Source organism: Oceanobacillus sp. CFH 90083, from assembly GCF_009389585.1.
Classification (GTDB): domain Bacteria; phylum Bacillota; class Bacilli; order Bacillales; family Amphibacillaceae; genus Oceanobacillus.
In genome coordinates this window covers 291,106-308,977 of the sequence record NZ_VIYG01000003.1, presented here as the reverse complement: position 1 = coordinate 308,977, position 17,872 = coordinate 291,106, and the positions used below count along the sequence as shown (strand labels likewise).

19 protein-coding genes are annotated in these 17,872 nt (G+C 37.6%); 3 read left to right on the top strand and 16 right to left on the bottom strand.

Annotated features, from left to right (window positions below):
- Positions 1–8: 8 nt before the first annotated feature.
- A complete protein-coding gene (locus tag FLK20_RS06400) occupies positions 9–1,547 on the bottom strand; it encodes an AbgT family transporter (protein WP_152655713.1) in 1,539 nt (512 codons plus the stop codon).
- A 128-nt stretch (positions 1,548–1,675) separates the two neighbouring features.
- Between FLK20_RS06400 and FLK20_RS21570 the strand changes: the two genes are divergently transcribed.
- The gene (locus FLK20_RS21570) at positions 1,676–1,846 is read left to right on the top strand and encodes a hypothetical protein (protein WP_194165549.1); all 171 of its coding nucleotides are present in this window, start codon (positions 1,676–1,678) and stop codon (positions 1,844–1,846) included.
- Between the two features lie 111 nt (positions 1,847–1,957).
- On the opposite strand, the gene FLK20_RS06395 is transcribed toward FLK20_RS21570, so the two are convergent.
- From FLK20_RS06395 to FLK20_RS06365, 7 genes are all read right to left on the bottom strand, one after another.
- Positions 1,958–3,427, bottom strand: a complete 1,470-nt coding sequence (locus tag FLK20_RS06395; RefSeq protein WP_152655820.1) for a glycoside hydrolase family 32 protein — start codon at positions 3,425–3,427, stop codon at positions 1,958–1,960.
- A 179-nt stretch (positions 3,428–3,606) separates the two neighbouring features.
- Positions 3,607–5,055, bottom strand: a complete 1,449-nt coding sequence (locus FLK20_RS06390) for a PTS transporter subunit EIIC (protein ID WP_152655712.1) — start codon at positions 5,053–5,055, stop codon at positions 3,607–3,609.
- 14 nt (positions 5,056–5,069) lie between these two features.
- On the bottom strand, positions 5,070–6,725 hold the full coding sequence (locus FLK20_RS06385; RefSeq protein ID WP_152655711.1) for a glycoside hydrolase family 13 protein: 1,656 nt from the start codon (positions 6,723–6,725) through the stop codon (positions 5,070–5,072).
- A 101-nt stretch (positions 6,726–6,826) separates the two neighbouring features.
- Positions 6,827–7,819: a LacI family DNA-binding transcriptional regulator gene (locus tag FLK20_RS06380; protein ID WP_152655710.1), complete on the bottom strand. Its 993-nt coding sequence runs from the start codon at positions 7,817–7,819 to the stop codon at positions 6,827–6,829.
- A gap of 164 nt (positions 7,820–7,983) precedes the next feature.
- The gene (locus FLK20_RS06375) at positions 7,984–8,436 is read right to left on the bottom strand and encodes a DinB family protein (protein ID WP_152655709.1); all 453 of its coding nucleotides are present in this window, start codon (positions 8,434–8,436) and stop codon (positions 7,984–7,986) included.
- 112 nt (positions 8,437–8,548) lie between these two features.
- Positions 8,549–9,334 (bottom strand): GNAT family N-acetyltransferase, encoded by a 786-nt coding sequence (locus FLK20_RS06370; RefSeq protein WP_152655708.1) that lies wholly within the window; start codon positions 9,332–9,334, stop codon positions 8,549–8,551.
- A gap of 154 nt (positions 9,335–9,488) precedes the next feature.
- The gene (locus FLK20_RS06365) at positions 9,489–10,067 is read right to left on the bottom strand and encodes a hypothetical protein (protein ID WP_152655707.1); all 579 of its coding nucleotides are present in this window, start codon (positions 10,065–10,067) and stop codon (positions 9,489–9,491) included.
- A 279-nt stretch (positions 10,068–10,346) separates the two neighbouring features.
- Here FLK20_RS06365 and FLK20_RS06360 point away from each other — a divergent pair, with 279 nt between their 5' ends.
- Both FLK20_RS06360 and FLK20_RS06355 read left to right on the top strand, forming a co-directional pair.
- A complete protein-coding gene (locus tag FLK20_RS06360; RefSeq protein WP_152655706.1) occupies positions 10,347–10,784 on the top strand; it encodes an SDR family oxidoreductase in 438 nt (145 codons plus the stop codon).
- A 182-nt stretch (positions 10,785–10,966) separates the two neighbouring features.
- The gene (locus FLK20_RS06355) at positions 10,967–11,290 is read left to right on the top strand and encodes a hypothetical protein (RefSeq protein WP_152655705.1); all 324 of its coding nucleotides are present in this window, start codon (positions 10,967–10,969) and stop codon (positions 11,288–11,290) included.
- A gap of 65 nt (positions 11,291–11,355) precedes the next feature.
- Here the strand turns inward: FLK20_RS06355 and FLK20_RS06350 are convergent, their stop codons facing one another.
- The 8 genes from FLK20_RS06350 to FLK20_RS06315 all read right to left on the bottom strand — a co-directional run bounded on the left by FLK20_RS06350 (position 11,356) and on the right by FLK20_RS06315 (position 17,794).
- Positions 11,356–11,709 (bottom strand): MerR family transcriptional regulator, encoded by a 354-nt coding sequence (locus FLK20_RS06350; protein WP_152655704.1) that lies wholly within the window; start codon positions 11,707–11,709, stop codon positions 11,356–11,358.
- Between the two features lie 92 nt (positions 11,710–11,801).
- A complete protein-coding gene (locus tag FLK20_RS06345; RefSeq protein WP_152655703.1) occupies positions 11,802–12,281 on the bottom strand; it encodes a GNAT family N-acetyltransferase in 480 nt (159 codons plus the stop codon).
- A 162-nt stretch (positions 12,282–12,443) separates the two neighbouring features.
- Positions 12,444–12,932: a nucleoside 2-deoxyribosyltransferase gene (locus FLK20_RS06340; RefSeq protein WP_152655702.1), complete on the bottom strand. Its 489-nt coding sequence runs from the start codon at positions 12,930–12,932 to the stop codon at positions 12,444–12,446.
- A gap of 87 nt (positions 12,933–13,019) precedes the next feature.
- Positions 13,020–13,799, bottom strand: a complete 780-nt coding sequence (locus FLK20_RS06335; protein ID WP_152655701.1) for an HAAS domain-containing protein — start codon at positions 13,797–13,799, stop codon at positions 13,020–13,022.
- 205 nt (positions 13,800–14,004) lie between these two features.
- On the bottom strand, positions 14,005–14,622 hold the full coding sequence (locus tag FLK20_RS06330; protein ID WP_152655700.1) for an NUDIX hydrolase: 618 nt from the start codon (positions 14,620–14,622) through the stop codon (positions 14,005–14,007).
- Between the two features lie 94 nt (positions 14,623–14,716).
- Positions 14,717–15,016 carry a Dabb family protein gene (locus FLK20_RS06325; RefSeq protein WP_152655699.1) on the bottom strand — a complete coding sequence of 100 codons (300 nt, stop codon included), beginning with the start codon at positions 15,014–15,016 and terminating at the stop codon, positions 14,717–14,719.
- A gap of 833 nt (positions 15,017–15,849) precedes the next feature.
- Complete coding sequence (locus tag FLK20_RS06320) at positions 15,850–16,722, bottom strand: AraC family transcriptional regulator (protein WP_152655698.1); 873 nt, start codon at positions 16,720–16,722, stop codon at positions 15,850–15,852.
- Positions 16,723–16,813: 91 nt separating this feature from the next.
- On the bottom strand, positions 16,814–17,794 hold the full coding sequence (locus FLK20_RS06315; protein ID WP_152655697.1) for a zinc-dependent alcohol dehydrogenase family protein: 981 nt from the start codon (positions 17,792–17,794) through the stop codon (positions 16,814–16,816).
- Positions 17,795–17,872: the final 78 nt, after the last annotated feature.

Below are 17,872 nucleotides of genomic sequence, written 5' to 3'. Positions count from 1 at the left end.
CCTTCCCCTTAGTAATTTAAGCTTGTTCCAGGTCCAACTGGAATACCAAATACATACCAGATAACAAAGAAGATAGTCCATGTTATCAATATCATCACAGAATACGGCAGCATCAAGGAAACCACTGTGCCTACTCCATTTTCTTTGCCATAACGCTGGGCAAATGCCACAACTAACGGAAAGAATGGCATCAGTGGTGAAATAATATTAGTTGCAGAATCCCCGATTCGATAAGCAACCTGTGTTACCTCGGGAGAAATACCCATCTGCATAAACATCGGGATAAAAACAGGTGCCATAATTGCCCATTTTGCTGAATCAGCAGCAATAAATAAATTGATGAATGCTGTGATTATTATTAATGTAACAAGCAGCGGTGCCCCGGTTAAATGGATAGACTGTAAGAAATCAGCACCTTTTACTGCAATAATCGTACCTAAATTTGTATAATTAAATAAAGCAACAAACTGGGCCGCAAAGAAAATCAGCACAATAAATCCTGCCATTGTTTCCAGTGAAGCGGTCATCAATCCCGCAATATCCTTATCATTCTTCACCGTTTTTGTCACCATTCCATAAACAATACCGGGAACAAGGAAAATCAGCATCATGATAAAGATAATACTGCTCATAAATGGAGATTGGATAAAGCCACCGTCTTCCCCACGTAATGGACCATTCACAGGAATAACCAGCAGTGCAATAACAGCAATCGTCAGCAGAGCAGAACCATTCGCCCAATACAATCCTTTTTTCTCTCGTTTTGACAACTCGTTCGATTCCTTATCTGTTTCCTTGGATTGATATGTTCCTAACTTCGGTTCAATAATTTTATCCGTTATAAATGTTCCAAGAATAACAATCAGAAAAGTAGATGCAAACATAAAAAACCAGTTGTCGGTTGCGTTGACAATATAGTCTGGATTTAAAATATTTGCTGCTTCTGTAGAAATACCGCTAAGTAATGGATCATTTGTCCCGAGAATCAGGTTGGCAGAGTAACCGCCTGCGACTCCGGCAAATGCAGCAGATAGTCCTGCGAGTGGATGCCGTTTAAACCCCAGAAAAATAATGGCCCCAAGCGGCACTAAGACAACATAGCCGACAGAAGCTGCCGCATTAGAGAGGACTCCCATTAAAACCACAATTGGTGTAACTAATTTCCGCGGTGCTTTAGTCACTGTATTTGTCATAATGGCGCTGATATAACCTGTTTTTTCGGCTACCCCTACACCAAGCATTGCCACCAATACTGGTCCTAAAGCAACGAATGAGGTGAAATTCCCAACAACACTGGAAAACATATGGGCAATTCCGTCTGAAGTCAGCAAACTGACAGCTGACACAGTCAGTGGTTCGATCTGACCTGTTTCATCATTTACGCCTTCAAATTGCACACTGACACCACTCAGATATAACAAATGAGAAATTACGATAACAGCCAGTGTAAAAATAATAAATATCGTTACTGGATGAGGGAGCTTATTCCCTTTTTCCTCTATGAAATTCAATATGCGTAATGTACGAGATGATTTTGAATTTTTCATGATGTAATGATGTACTCCTTATTTTTTGATTGTTTTGCTTAGTATACAGTTGAAAGGGAATTTTTTAAAATGGTATGCTTGAATCAAAATTTCAGCTTCATGAACATGAACTTAAAGGAGCTGAAGAAATGTTTTATAGACGGAAATATTACCTTGTAAAATCTGAATTTGCCACAATACTAAACACCCATTTCAAAGAAACAAACCTGCCTAATCAATTAAAGCATGGCGGAAAAGAATATGTTCTGAAGAATTATATTTTGGAAGTAAAAAATGAAATACTGCAATCTACGCTTTGATTAACAAAAGCTGTCACGGCCTATAAAAAAGGGCTCCGGTGAGCAATACCTGCTTGGCATGCTTCACCGGAGCTCCTTCCATTTATTCTCCTGTAACCTTTTCACTTATGATTAAGATGTATAATCCCACTTGTTCAAAGCAAAAGAGGCTGCTGTATCCTCAGCAAACAGTTTGATCCCTTTGCTTTCTTCCTGTGGAAAAATTCTTGAGGTAAAGACAAACTCACCTTCATTCACGAAAATCTCAACGGAGGAAGTATCCATGAAAATACGTAAAGAGATTTTATTATCTGTACAGGAAGTCTGACGGACAGTACCGTAATCTACAGCTGTCGGAACTCCTGAGTTTGTACGATCAAGTACTATTTTCTGACGCTTTGTATCCAGATAAAATAATGTTTCCTCTTCTTTTCCCGTACGCAGCTTTAACCCTGCAATACCATCTTCTACTGTCATATCGCCGTTCAGCTCGTAAACAGCACCTAAAAAGTTATCCAACGCTCTTTCTTCGCCATCCAGGTTTCCCTGCCACGTTGTCAGAGCACCTCTTTTTTTAATCATTTCTTTCACCGGGACTTGATAGATTTTATTATTTTTTATTTGCAGCTCTCTTGGAATCGTTAAACAATTTGACCACATATCTTTATCAGCTGGATAAGATGTATCAGGAAGTCCCATCCAGCCAACTAAAATCTGACGTCCATCCGGGGCCTGCGTTGTCTGCGGCGCATAAAAATCAAATCCTGCATCCAATTCCTGAAAAGCATTACTTTGAAAATAATATTTTTCTTTATCAAAATGACCAATAAAGCACCCGGAATTATGCACATTATGATAGGAGTCTCCTTCTGGTTCAAGCCCTTGAGGAGAAAGTATCAGCACATCATTTCCTTCGATCTGAAAGATATCTGGACATTCCCACATATAACCGAACTGTTCAAAATCCGTTTTTAATTCTCCTTGAAAGCTCCAATTCAACAAATCAGCCGATTTATAGAGCAGCGCGCAGCCTGTATGATTCTCTCTTTCCGCCCCGATAATCATATAAAATGTATTGCCATTCTTCCAAACCTTCGGATCTCGAAAATTCGCAGTATACCCTTCCGGCTGTTTTGGAATTACCGGTTCCTCCTGCTTGGTAAACCTTCCCTGTTTATCCATGACAGCAAAGCTTTGAGAAGATACACGATTCCAATCCTGGTCACGTTTATTCGCTGTGTAGAATAAATACAATAAATCAGCTTTAACAATACCTGAACCGGAGAATATACCATGACTTTCGTGATCATATTCGGGAGCGATGCCCACTCCCTTCTCTTCCCAGTGAATTAAATCTTCTGATTCAACATGATACCAATGCTTCATTCCATGAACAGGTCCAAAAGGGAACCATTGATAAAATAAGTGATACTTTCCTTGATAGAAAGTAAAACCGTTAGGGTCATTTAATAGTCCATATGGAGGCTGTATATGAAATTTCTGTCTCCATATGCTTTTGCTCACTTTCTCTAGTAATTCCTGTTCTTCTGCTTCTGTCATTTCCCGGTAGTGCCGGTACCGTGTTTCCCTTGTCCAAGACATACTGTTTTTCAATGCTCCCTTCCAAATTCCATGAGTCAATCTTTATTTATTATATTTTCATGGGCAGGGAGATACCCTCTCCACTTACCGATAAACTATTTGTTAATTTAGATGCGTATTCAAAAGGTTCGATACAAAAAATGTGTCGGCTATATTCGCTAATCCTCTTGAACACGCCTTTAAGCACTCTTCGTTTCCTGTTTTTCGTCCGGTACACTAAGCAGTTCTTTCGGAACGGCAAAGATAGAAGTCAAAATAAAAGCTACAACGAAGGTCGCAATCCCTACAATTATATAGGTAATAAATTGATACCCGCTGTAAATGTACATTAATGGTGATAAAATAACTGCCAACCCGTATGAATTAGCCTGTATTCCCAAGATAGATAACACCATCCCTCCCAATGCCGAGGATAGAAGCATCACAGTTAACGGACGTGTACCATATCGAATAGTAATACCGAAGAGTGCAGGCTCACTAACACCTAACAGCTGCGTAACCCCGGCACTGGTTCCCATTACTTTAATATTCTTCTTTTTGCTGCGGCGGCTGATCGCAAAACATACAGCAGCGTTTGCAAATCCATACATCGCACATATTGTAATGAGGGGATTAAATCCGGTTGAAGCCAGCAAGGTTGTCTCAATCATAAAGAAGAGATGATGCATTCCCGTCATAACAGCCAGCGGATAGATCAACCCAACTATAAACCCTCCGATTCCTAATGGCACATCAATTAATGCTGTAACAACATATACAAGTCCATTTTCAACAATGTGAAGTACCGGACCAAGTACGAGCAATCCTCCTAACACACTGATAATAATAACGAAAAATGGTGTAAACATTAAATCAAGAGAATCAGGCATTTTTGCTCGTAATCTTATTTCTATTTTCGCTGCGACAAGTCCTACAACAAGTGCAGTTAAAACGCTTCCTTGATAACCGACAATTGGAATAAATCCAAAGGCAATCAACGGCTCTACACTTGATGCTGCATCTGCTACCTCATAAGCGTTTGGCAAAGCAGGCGATACAAGCATCAATCCAATAACGAACCCAATAATCGGGGTTCCGCCAAATTTCTTATTGGCCGACCAGCAGATTAATGCCGGCAGAAAAGCAAATACAGTATCCGTCAACACAGAAATCAGTGTTAGCACAGACTCCGGGATAGCGTCTGGACTCGTTCCAAAGAAACCTAGAACAGTCTCATTTAATATGACGCCTTTTAATCCAAGAAACAGCCCTGTTGCTACAATCCCCGGAATAATTGCAATAAATACATCCGCTAAGGTTCTTATCCCCCGCTGTACTCTGCCCTTCTTTGATGTTTGACTTTGTTCACTTTGACTATTTTGCTGTCTTTCCTCATTGTCTGTTTCACCAGCGATCGCTTTATAAACTTTATTTACAATCCCTGTACCAAGTATTACTTGAAATTGTCCGGAATGATAGAAAACACCTTTTACTAATTCAATATCTTCAATAGCTTCTTGATCAATAGAATCTCTATCTTTGACATTAAAACGTAATCTCGTTGCACAATGCGTTACTGATTCAATATTGTCTTCACCTATAATTCTTACAATTTGTTCCCCAGTTTGTTTATATTGATCCTCAGACATTTTGCTTCCTCCTGTTAGCCGATTGTAATTCCCTGATAGGGTTCCAGGACAATCTCTTCTCCTGTTATCGTAGGCTCAGATTGACTGTGTAAAATGACGTTCCCGCCAAATTCGTTTAATACCACTTTTTTCTTTTCTGTGCTTAAATTAACTAAAACAACTATATTTTTTTCTTCATCTGCACGCTCATATGCAATGACTTCTTCCGGAACATCTTTTATTTCTCTTATATTTCCAAAAGACAATACGTTGCTCCATGTACTATCCTGCCTCAACTGAATCATCTGCTGATAAAATGCATAAACGGGATTATTTTCCGCATTAATTTCCGGGTACTCCTCTGTCATGTCCAGCCACGGTGTTCCAGTAGTAAATCCGCCATACTGCTCATTGTTCCAAGGAAATGGTGTCCTTGTATTATCACGGCTCCGCAGGTTAACAAATTGAAGTGCTTCTTCCTCTGAAAAGCCCTCCTGCATGGATCGATGATAGTTATCTATACTGGAAATATCATTAAATGCATCTATCGTTGAACGATTAAAATTTTTCATTCCAAGCTCCTGACCCTGATAGATAAACGGTGTTCCCCGCAAAAAGAAATACAGCATTCCAAATGTTTTTGCAGTTTCAGGTGTTTGCCATTCCTCTTCTCTTACCATCTTGGACAGCACACGCGGCTGATCATGATTTTCCAGAAAGTTTGCTCCCCATCCAGCCTCCTGAAGGGCTGTTTGAGATCGGAATAACAATTCCTTAAATTCTGGAACAGTCCAATTGGTACGCTTAAACCAATCCGATCCTGATTCCACATCAATATCAGCATAATGAAAGTCAAAAATCATGGAGAAGTAACCATCTTTCCCGATAAACTGATCAAAATCTTTATACTGCACTCCTGGAGCTTCACCTACTGTCACCGCATCATACTTTTCAAACGTATTCGCTTTCAATTCGTTTAGAAAGCTTTCGATTCCGGGACGGTTTCTCGTTTTATGCTTGCAGGATACAAGGCCGTCTACTCCATCTGCCGGAAGACTTGCATAGTCACTGTCTTTTTTAATAAATGTGATAGAATCAATTCGAAATCCGGCCACGCCTTTATCCAGCCAGCGATTAATCATGGCGTATAATTCCTGACGCATTTCTTTGTTTTCCCAATTAAGATCCGGCTGTTTTTTATCAAAAACATGCAGGTAGTAAAGATCTTCTTCAGGGAGCTTCTCCCAAACGGAACCGCCAAAAATAGAGCGCCAGTTATTCGGCGGGTTGCCATCTGTACCCGATTTAAAAATATAGTAATCTCTGTACTTACTGTCCGGATCTTTCAATGCCTCCTGGAACCATGTATGTTCATCCGAAGTATGGTTAATTACAAGATCCAATATAATTTTAATATCACGTTTTTTTGCTTCTTTTAAGAGCTGATTGAAATCATCCATTGTTCCAAATTCCGGATTGATTCCCTCAAAATCAGAGATATCATAGCCGTTATCTACCATTGGTGATGAAAAAATCGGACAAATCCATAGCATTGTAATTCCTAACTCTTTCAAGTAATCCAGTTTTTTTGTAATCCCTTTCAAATCTCCGATACCATCGCCATTAGAATCATAAAAGCTCTTCGGATAAATTTGATAAACTATCTCATCCTGCCACCATTTTGTTTCCATGAGAGGAGTCCTCCTTATTTCCATTTGTGGAACCGATTCCATATACATCATAAGGAATCGGTTCCACATTGATTAATTTTAATATTTGATATGAAGAGAGTTTATCGCTTTCTTTTTGCTTTGTCAATACTATTTTTGGGGAATATCTGATAATCCACGTATGTTATTGTCGGATGAAATTTCTGTCCTTTCATTCTGACAATACTTTTTGCAGCAATATGCCCAGCCTTATTATAATCATAATGAACCGTTGTCAATGCAGGGGTTAAATAACTGGATATCTTATAATCTCCAAAACCCGTCAGAGAAATATCTTCGGGAATACGAAGTTTTTTTTCATAAATGGATTTCATTGCGCCAATTGCAATATTGTCCGTAGCACAAATCAATAAATCCGGTTTTATTTCGTTTAACAGCTCCCTTGTTTTTTGTACAGATTTCTCTATGGAGAAGTCTGTATAATAAACAGATAGAGTCTTTTGCTGCTCTTTCGCAAATCGGTCGATAAATCCTTTTTTTCTTAAAATACCAACTGCTTCATCTTCCTCACCTACTCCAAGATAGGCAATTTTATTAAAATCGTAAGCAGTTAAATACTCCGCCAGTTCAAAGGCTGCTTCATAGTCCTTATAAACAATACAATTCAGACGTCTGTCCTCTTGACCAATAACAATGACAGGCACGCCAATGGATTCAATCGTATGAATATGCTCCTCCGTTAATTTTGTCGCCAAAAATATAATTCCTGAAACCTTCATTTTTGCCAGACGCTTCAGATATTCAATTTCCCTCTCAGGGCTCCTGTCTGTATTCTCGATTAGGATATTATACTGCTGCTGCTTTAATTCCTTATCGATCCCCTGCAGCGTCGTCGTTACCGAATAAGAATCAAATCTGGGGATAATCACGCCAATTGTCGGATTACTCTCTAAACGAAGATTTTGTGCGTAGGAATTCGGAACATATTCTAATTCTTCAATTGTCTTCTCAATCTTTTTCCTTGTGGCTTCACTGACATACCCATTATTTAAATATCTGGATACCGTACTTTTTGCAACTCCAGCTTTTTCAGAAATATCACGAATTGTAGCCATTGACTGTCTGTCCTTTCATCCTTGAATAATCATCTAGTATAAAGATATTATACTCTATTGCCTTATTATTTTCACGGATTGTTCTGTAACCAGTACTTCTTACATATTCTTTTATGTTATAAAAAAGAACTCTCCATCTTCGGAAAGCTCCTCGCCTCTTCCTATCAGGAAGCAGCTAAAAAATCCTCTATCTGCTTTAAGTGATGTGCGTCATGCTTCACAAATATTTTTACAAAGCTTTCAGCAGAAAAAGCTCTCTTCCCATTACCAATAGTAAATCTGTCCTGCTTATCTACTTGTTTTACTGCATCTAAAAATTCCTCTCTCCGCTCGATAAAGGAATCTATTATCTGGTAAACAGATTCTCCTTCCAGAGATTGAATCGCTTTTTCATTCTGCGTATCATGATCCGGAAATGGCGGCAGATTGGCGCCATGATTCATCTGGGATACCATATTATGCAGATTATAATCATCCCAATAATACATATGACCAATGATTTCTCTTATCGACCAGGCATTTTCTTTGATAGGCGTAATCAATGATTGCTCATCTGCTTCTTTCAGTTCAGAAACAGTTTCCATTGTACTTTCATACGCAGTAAATACTGTACTCATTTTCTCATCCTCCTACTTTTTATTACCATAATCACAGAATATGCGTTCCTAATACAACCTATTTATTATAAAATTTAGAAAAATCTTTAAAATATCCCCGTAATACGCTTCACTATTGCTTATAATAAAGATGATACTCTTCAAATTGATCAAATCCCAGTCTGCCAGCCAAATGAGCGGAAGGTATATTCTCACAGTCACAATCCCACACAGGGGCAATGCTGTTTTGCAGGCACTTTGCTATAAAAGCTTTGCTTACTCCATAAGCCAAACCTGACCCTCTCGCTTTTTCCAAGGTATAAATATCTATATTCATTCTTTCTTTGCTTCTAAAAATAGCTGTACATTCACTGAGGATTTCCCGATCTTTATTAACGGCATAATAACCGGCTCCATATTTTAAAAACCGCTCTATGCTTCCCCAATATAATTGGTAATAATCCTTATCAAATTTTCTGCTATTCATAATAGATTCGCTGCTGACAGGTTTTATTTCAAATACATCAGAATGGCGGAGCAGCCGGGCTCTTTGTTGAAATTTTTCTTCATTTAAACGAAATGCTTTTCGCTTCATTTTCTTTGTATTTTCTGTCTGCATACTTTCAATCATGTTATCCCATATTTTATTAGGAGAAAACAGCGTAAAACGCTCATTCTCTTTTTCTAAATAATATTTTTCAAAGGCCTCTAAAAAGGCTTTATCCGGCTCACCACAAACAAAATATACACCATCTTTTGTACCGATCAGCACTGCATCTGGTTGAACTGTTTTATTAGAAAAAACCTCTCCTTCAATATAGCCTTCCACAATTCCCCATGCATTTGTAGGGGCTGTGTGTTCTGTTCCCTTAAGTAAAGGAATAACATCTGTGTATTGCTTTTTACCAATCTTAAACATGCTGTATATATCACTCCTAACAAATTTATAAAACGGAGAACAACAATAGACCTGCTCCTTTGCTGTAATTTACCGCTTGAAAAAAGGAACAGATTTTGAAAAGCTTTCGTAATTTAACCAAAGTTAAATCATATACTCCCTGCTCAACCCTTCACTACTCCACTTCTGATGCCGGGACATATGTTTCAATATTCTCATTTAATTGATCTGCGTCAAACTCTTCCCCTGTGACTATTAATTTATCACCATCCCTCTCTAGTTGAAAGGTATAAAAAGGACCATGATAGGCAAATAGCCATGTTATTTCAGCAGTTTCAATAACTTTAATTTCTCCTAATAATTCTCCAATCAATGCAGCATCTTCTTCCGCTGTTTGCTTCATATAATCAAAATCTATGTCATCATCATCCATCTCCTGATTTACTGTTAAGCGGCTATGTGCAGAACCCTCGTCCAGAATATCAACGCCGTTCTCCTGAACTGAATATGTCTCAGAACCTGCAACAAGTGCAGAGAATATTTCTGATTCTATATCTCCTGGGGCAAGCTCTTCCTGTCCTTCTTCTGTGTTTTCTTCTTCATTATTTGTATCGTTTTCCGCCTGCTCATTTGTCTCTGTCTGTCCATTATCAGCGGCAGTTTCATTTCCATTATCTTCATCATTTCCACCGCATGCAGCCAAAACAAATAAAGTCATTAGAAATACTGTTACCAAACCAATTAGTTTGTTCATTTTCTTCTCCCCACCCTTTCCCTTTTAAAAATAGCATAGAGAGGCTGGAAATCAACAGGGAAAAAGAACTGATTTTTCTCTTCTGGGTGGCGGTTACTATCTATTGCATATGACCTTTTTCACATTGAATAAAATACAGCTTCTGTCAGTGTGAGGTTTACAGGGATAGAGACAGCAGATCTCATCATTAAAAGTGGAATTAAAATGCTTATTTCCCTCTTGCTTTCAAGTTCACTTGAATGTTTATACTAAACATAATCCAAAGGGGGATATGGAAGAATGAATAAATTTGATACACTGGAAGGTAAGGTAGTCGTCATAGCTGAAGGTGGAAACAGCCTAGGAGCTCTGCTTAGTAAAGACTATGCAAGGGCAGGAGCAGAAGTCATTATTCACTATCACAATGAAGCTTTCAAACAAGAAGCAGAATTAACTCGAAAGGAGATTGTTTCAAAAGGTGGCCAAGCAGTACTGTTTCAAGGTGATTTAACGAATGCTGGAACCGCAAAGGAGTTATTTGAATTTGCAATAAAAGTTTACGGAAAAGTAGATATTGCTATTAATACAATCGGAAAAGAGATAAACGATTCTATTGCAAAAACTTCCAAACAGAAAGGTTATTTCACATTGATAGACAATCATGTAACATCAACTTATTTCTTTAAAAAAGAAGCAGAACAGCATATGAACCATAATGGGAAGATTATAGAATTATAACAACGATAGTTATGATACTTTTGATCAGCTATATAAAACGAAACTTCCATCAGCAGGAGATTTATATAGCTGAAACAGTAAAATTACTCCCTTTACCAAATGGCGGCATTACAGATACTGTATTGATGGTTATTCCACCTCCCTGAAGAAATATTACAAGTTAAAGAAAGGAGTAAGACAAAATGTATATTTTTCTTGCAGAGTACAAAGGCAGCATTACCACAATTTCTATTCTTTCTCATGACAGCAAAATAATTGCAACTCGTGATGTAACTATTTCAAGTACAGATTACGTTCAAACTTTAACAAAAGAATTGATCGAATTATCTCATGAACAAGAACTTTATCATAATGATATTTCTGGCATCGGTGTCGTCATTGATTATTCAATCATTAACTACACTTCCGAAGCAGCACTTATTACTGATCTAGAATCATCATTTGGTTTTAAATCTATTGTTAATAGCAACAGATCAACAGTTGTAGAATCCCTTCTACATGCTTAAAGAAAAATAAGGCTGTTCATAAACAGATTTTTATTTTTTAATCTGTCTACCTTAAGGGGAGCATATCACCTTAAGGTAGACAGCCTTTTCATTTTTTCTTCCAGCCTGTCTAAAGCATTATCTATATCTTGTTTCTGCTCTATTAATCTTCTTTGATGCGCCTTAAATATATCTTTTCTTTCCTGTAAAGTTTCTTCTCCTTGCATATGCAGTTGAGCAATATGCTGCAGCATTTTAATAGACATTCCAGTTGAACGCATACAGCCAATCATCTCCAGCCAAAATAAATCTTCTTCTTGAAAAATACGGTATCCATTTTCATCTCTTTCTATAAACGGTAAAAGGCCTTCATCATCATAATAACGAATGGTAGAGGTTGGAATGTTTAATTTTTCTGCAGCTTTTTTTATTGTAAACAAATTTCATTCCTCCTTTTCTATGAGCTATTCCTTTTAACATGAAAAATAAAATGAATTTTTTATTAAATATTAACAACAGAACTTTCATTCGTTTAAATAGACTGCAAATGCATAATATACTGCTCTCCCTTAGGCCCTTCCTTTCTCCTATATGTATCTTTAAAACCTACGTTCGTATAAAGCTTTTGCGCTGCTATATTTCTATGATTAACAGCTAATACAATTTCATCACATGCAGGAAACACATCCTTCACAAAATCAGCAAGCAATGTCATTCCTTTTCTGGCATAGCCCTTCCGCTGATGCATTTGATTAATAGATAACGCAGTTAAAAGCAGTGCATGGGGATTATTTGTGTATTCATTTACACGCTCTGTCCGGTGCAGCAAGAAAAAACCAACCGGCTCATTATAATTCATAATCATCACACCATATTGACCTTCAGCTAACTCTGAGATTTCCTTAGGCAATGCCGTAAATTGGTACTGTTCCTCAGGAAGCTCGAACTGATTCAAGTCATCTAGGTATTCCTCTGATAAAAACTTTAATGTGATTTTCTCTGCTTTTGACATATGTTTTCTCCTTTCATTTTACCTGTTCAGCTTTATATATGATGTACTCTATTAATCAATATTATCAGAATTATTTACTTTCCTGTCTTAAAGAGTAAAAAAGAAAATCAAACACATTCCACACAAATCTTACATGATAATGTTGATTTTCTTTGATAGCTATTATATATGCATCTTCTTCATTTCTAACACAGCTTCCACTGCTTCCTCCAAAGAGGAGACAATCACACCATTCCGTTTCACTAATCCCACCAAAAATAAATTACGATAAACAAATTGATTTTCTAAAGCATCTTCTACAAGTGCATCTATCTTTTTCCGATTATCTCTCCCTTGCTGGCGGGTATCCGTAAATACGCCGACAATTGGACGGTTAAGCATTGAAAAAGCGCCAATTTCAGCGGCTACACCGGAATCTATCTCCACTCCATCCAGCACTGCTATTAAAATATCACTCTCTTTCAATTTGGATAAATCCGCCTCTGCAATAATCTCGCTGTTTGCATAGGCAGCCTTATCATTAATTGCGGCATTTTCCTGCGGTACATATAAATCTATTTCCGGTACAGCCTCACGAATTACTTTTGCCAGCTGCTCATTGACATAACGATCCCCCATTGAAAATAAGCCGTTTGCTAAATACCCTTTCATATCAAGCACCTCTTGTCTTTTCTAATTCTCTAACTTATGTTCCTATTTTTCACTCTATTACATTTTAACAAAATTATCCTTGTTTGTTTATAGTTCTTGTTCTTTCTGAAACTCCAAATAGATATAAGCTCCAACAATTACAATAGTCAAGATGATACTCAGAAATGCTTGCATATCTACTCCAAGCGGTGTATTTTCCAAAATCAGCGGCGGAAAATTCCAGGCAATCAAAATAACAGGCAATATCCATACTTTTGCCCATACAGACATCCATATCGCTATAACTGTCACTATCCCTAATAAAATCATATTTCCGAATGAATCAATCATGATAATAGATGTTTCCACATTGCCATCGACAAAGTAAGCAGCTATAAACAGCAGCATACTGATAACAGCCGGAATAGTGAGAATCATATATTCTTTTAATACAGTAAACCGATTGTTTAAGGTATATCTTACTGCAAATACAGAACTCAGGATAAATAATATACTAATAGCAACTGTGCTTAAAATCCGGAACAGACTGTAAGCAACGCTTTCTCCATATAGCACACCGCGTAACACGTCACCAAATACCATAAAAATAATCGCACCGATAAGAATATAGGGTACCAGCCAGGATGCTGATCTGGATGTGGCTACGTTTTTATCTAACTCTTGCTTCAGACCGTCTAAATATTCCTGCGGTGACTTTTCCGTAATTTGTTCAATGGGCTCGTTATTTTGCTCCATCTCATAGAGCTTTTGCGCCAGATTATCAGCAACTTCCTCAATATCAGATTGTGCTATTCCTTGAGAGAATAAATACAGACGCAGCTTTTCTATAAATCGATCACTTTCCGAGCTTAATTTTGTCCGATCCATCTCGATTCTCCTTTCCGTTCTATATAGCAACATGATTATATTTTTATAATCATCTTCATCGCATGTAGTTTTTTATGTTGATGTTACTCCTTTTGTTCATATATAAAAACATCCCTATTCTAAAGGACATTATCTTGTTTTACAAGAAATCCGATAAAGAAAAAATTACTCCTCGAATAAAGAAGTAATTTTTCATTCTTATGGTTTAATCAAACAGAGTCGGGTTTTCCGGGTTTCTCAAAAATTCAAATAAATGCTGAATTTGCGTTTCTGTATTCCTGTTTAATGAAAGAGGAGGGAGATTATCTTCAGCAAAAAAATCAATCCCCTTTGTCTCCATCCCTAAGCTGGCTTCTCCGCTAATAATTTCACATTGAATAAACAATTTATAATATTGATAAGGCTGCGGCGGATGCGGGTGTTTATTGGTATCAAAAACAGCCAGCAACTTCTTGGGCTGAACATGAAAACCCGCCTCTTCTTGAATCTCTTTGGTAACATTTTCTCTTGGAGATTCCCCAATATCACAAAAACCACCCGGTAATGCCCAGGCATCATCATGCTTTTCGCGGACCATCAAAATACGATCATCTTTAAAAACTACACCCCGCACATCAACTTTTGGAGTCTGATAACCTGTCTCATTAGCGAATAAATCACGAATGGATTCGAAATCTAATGCAGTATATTCGTTCATGATTTCGATGCTTAGCGTACGCAGCTGTTCATACCGTTCTTTGTCATACATATCATTTGTGAAAGTCAATCCTGCCTGCGCTATCGACTGGATTTGCTTTGCCCATTCTAGCCACTTATCACTCATGGAACTGCATCCCTTCCTCTGATTAATTGATTTCAAACTATATCTCACCTAAAAAACAGCACAGAAACTTTTTCTACGCTGTTTCTATTTATGCTTATAGTTGATAATCTACACAGACACGATCCTGTACACATTCTTTCACCATGCTGGACACACGGACATGCTCCGGGTGTATTTGATATTGCTGCAATGCCTCTTCCGTCTCAAATTCGCTATCCAGAATAATATCACGATCACTTGTCTCTAGAGGGTTAATAATAACATTAATCGAAATAATACCATCTATCTTACCTTTTAGCCCCTCTAATTCGTTCTTAATTTTTTCCGCATTTGTTTTCTTCTCTGCTTCACTGAAATTTTCACGATGATTCCATTGTACAATATGCTTAATCATGCCTAACAACTCCCCTGTTCCGTTTATCTAGTTAAAGTTTATCACAGACTCACTCTTATCACACAGATAATGTGCTTATATACTTCTGTGATTTTCAGAATCATTTGATATGCTTTCCTCAGGATGATACAGTGTCAACAAGGAATTATTTGCTCAAATTTCTAAAAATTATAACTGCATAAAGACTATGATAAAATAACAGTAACAGGTATGATAAGTGTAAATTAATATTTAATGCTAACCTTAAGCGCACATAGATTACTATGGAGGTTAGCACTTCTTTTAAAACAAGGGTTTTGGAGAAAATGTATAAAGATTATAGGAAACTTAATTTCATTTTGATTAGGTTAGCACTTTTCTAGTTTTTAAACCTTGCTGTGTCAAGGCGTATGATGTGCGCTTTCGCACCCTTTATGGGTGCATGGATTGAAATGCATCCCATACAGTTACACGGCATAAAATCACTAAACACATCAACACAAAAAACGAGGCTTCAAAATCAGTACCTCGTTTTTTCCATCTACACTCCTGCTAATTCTTTTTCTTCACAGCTATCCAAATCTCACTATACACATTATCAAGACTGCTATNAGACTTGATACAAATTACTATTTCTTAATAATATTATTCAAAATTAGAACGTTATTTGTCTCTTTTAGTTTCGATGTTTTATTGTTTTTGGATACTTATTTTTCTAAATTGGAAAATATATTAAAAATAGTAAATTCATGTACTTACAAGGCCTCCATTACTTCATCCGCCTGCTTTGTCAATATGCTTAAGTTAATGACATTGTCAAAATCAGTACCTCGTTTTTTCTAACTACACTCCTGCTAATTCTTTTTCTTCACAGCTATCCAAATCTCGCTATACACATTATCAAGATTACTATAATCTTCTACAAAAGAAATTTCTGGTGCTTCTATTAATTCATAATCTGAAGATGGAAGCCATTCCGCTGCTATTTTTGCCCATGTTTCCTGCATCACTTTAGGGAACTCCCCTTGTGAAGAAAAAATAGCCCAAGTATAAGCAGGTACCTCCAGCACATCCAGCCCTTCAAAAGGTCCTTCTTCATCTGTCAATACACCAATCATATGATCCAAATATCCTTCCTCCTGTATTCTTCCTTCTCCAAAGTTATAGGAAGCATTAATTACTTGCCTTGGCTCCAGATTAACATATTGATGCATCTTTTCTTTCTGTTGATCTGTCATACTATTCGCCAGCTTTTCAATTTCCGGATTAACTCCTTCAAACTGCATCGGCACCTTTTTACTGACACCAATAATTTTAAATGCTTCTTTTTCTACAATTCGATAATTCATCTCTGCTCCTCCTTGAACGGTTAATTGGAAGGTGAGCTTCGGAAAGGCTTTAAGACGCTGCTTTTGCTGTTTTTTTACCTCAGAAGGGTTAAACCCGGTCCATTCCCGAAATGCGCGGGAGAAACCATCTACAGAATTATACCCATATTTAAAAGCAGTGTCCGTCACATTAACATCATCCCGCAACAAGTCAAACATCGCATTGGAAAGCTTTCGATGACGGATATAGGCTGTCAGAGTCATCCCGGTCAAGAAAGAAAACATTCGCCGAAAATGATAAATGGATGTACCGGTAATCTTCTCTATTTCTTTCTCATCCATTTCTACATCCAAGTTCTCTTCAATATACTGTAATGCCTTGTTCATACTGTTTTGCATTTCCTTCTCCTCCTTCCATTGATTCAAGTATAGAAGCTGCTGAAATAAATTACTCGACAAAAAATAAACGGGCTTTATCGGTCACAAATTATCAACTGCTGGATAAAATCACTTTTCCTGTTCTGCTGTCAGCAACGGAATTAAGCGCCTGTTTTATATCTGCTAATTCATATTCTGCTTTCTCAGAGCTAAGTATCAGCTCATTCTTTTCCACAAGCTTTATGATTTGCTGAAAGGTTCCCTGCCATTTTTCCTGATCTGCCTTCCTATTCCAATGCCTCAAATGAAAAATATTCATTTTCACTTTATCTGCAAAAGCTCCCCAATCCATTTGTTCTCCAGACAATAAGCCGATACTCAAAAAATGTCCCTGACTGCGCAAACAGCCAGCTAAGTCAGAACCAGCACTCCCTCCCAATGAATCAATGGCTGCATCTGCTCCTTTTCCATTTGTTTTTTCCATAACAGCTTCAAAAAGGGGCTGGCTTGATGTATCCACCACTTCAAAAGCTCCATAATTTAAAAGCTTCTGTGTATGTTTACTATTTCTCGTAACTGCAATCAAACGTAAATTTAAAATTCTTGCAAACTGCGCATACAATTGCCCTATCGCTGAACCACAGGCGTTAACTAACAGTACACTGTCCGGCTGGAGCCGCAATACTTCTGTTAAAGTCACCCATGCTGTCACAGGATTAATATATAGTTGTGCTGCATTTGTATGATCAATAGTCTCCGGCACAGGGACAGAAAATTTAGCCGGCGCCCTGACAAAATCCTGCCATGTTCCCTCACCTCGTAACGGTAAAACACGCTTGCCAATAAGCTCTGCACTGACATTAGCTCCAACACCCTCTACAATTCCAACACCTTCATAGCCTGGAATATAGGGCAGAGAAATTCTGTGAGCATAACTTCCTCTAACCGGAATCAAATCAGATGGATTAATTGGTCTCGCTAACATGCGTACGAGCACTTCTCCTGCTTCAGGGGGATCGATTTCTTGTTCTTTTATCTTTAATACTTCGTCGGGATTACCGAATGTATCACAATAAATAAACCTGTTTCGCACTTTAAGATATCCTCTCTTGTAAAACTTTATCTTCTATTATAATGGAAAAAGGAACAGCAGACGACCGCCATTCCTTTT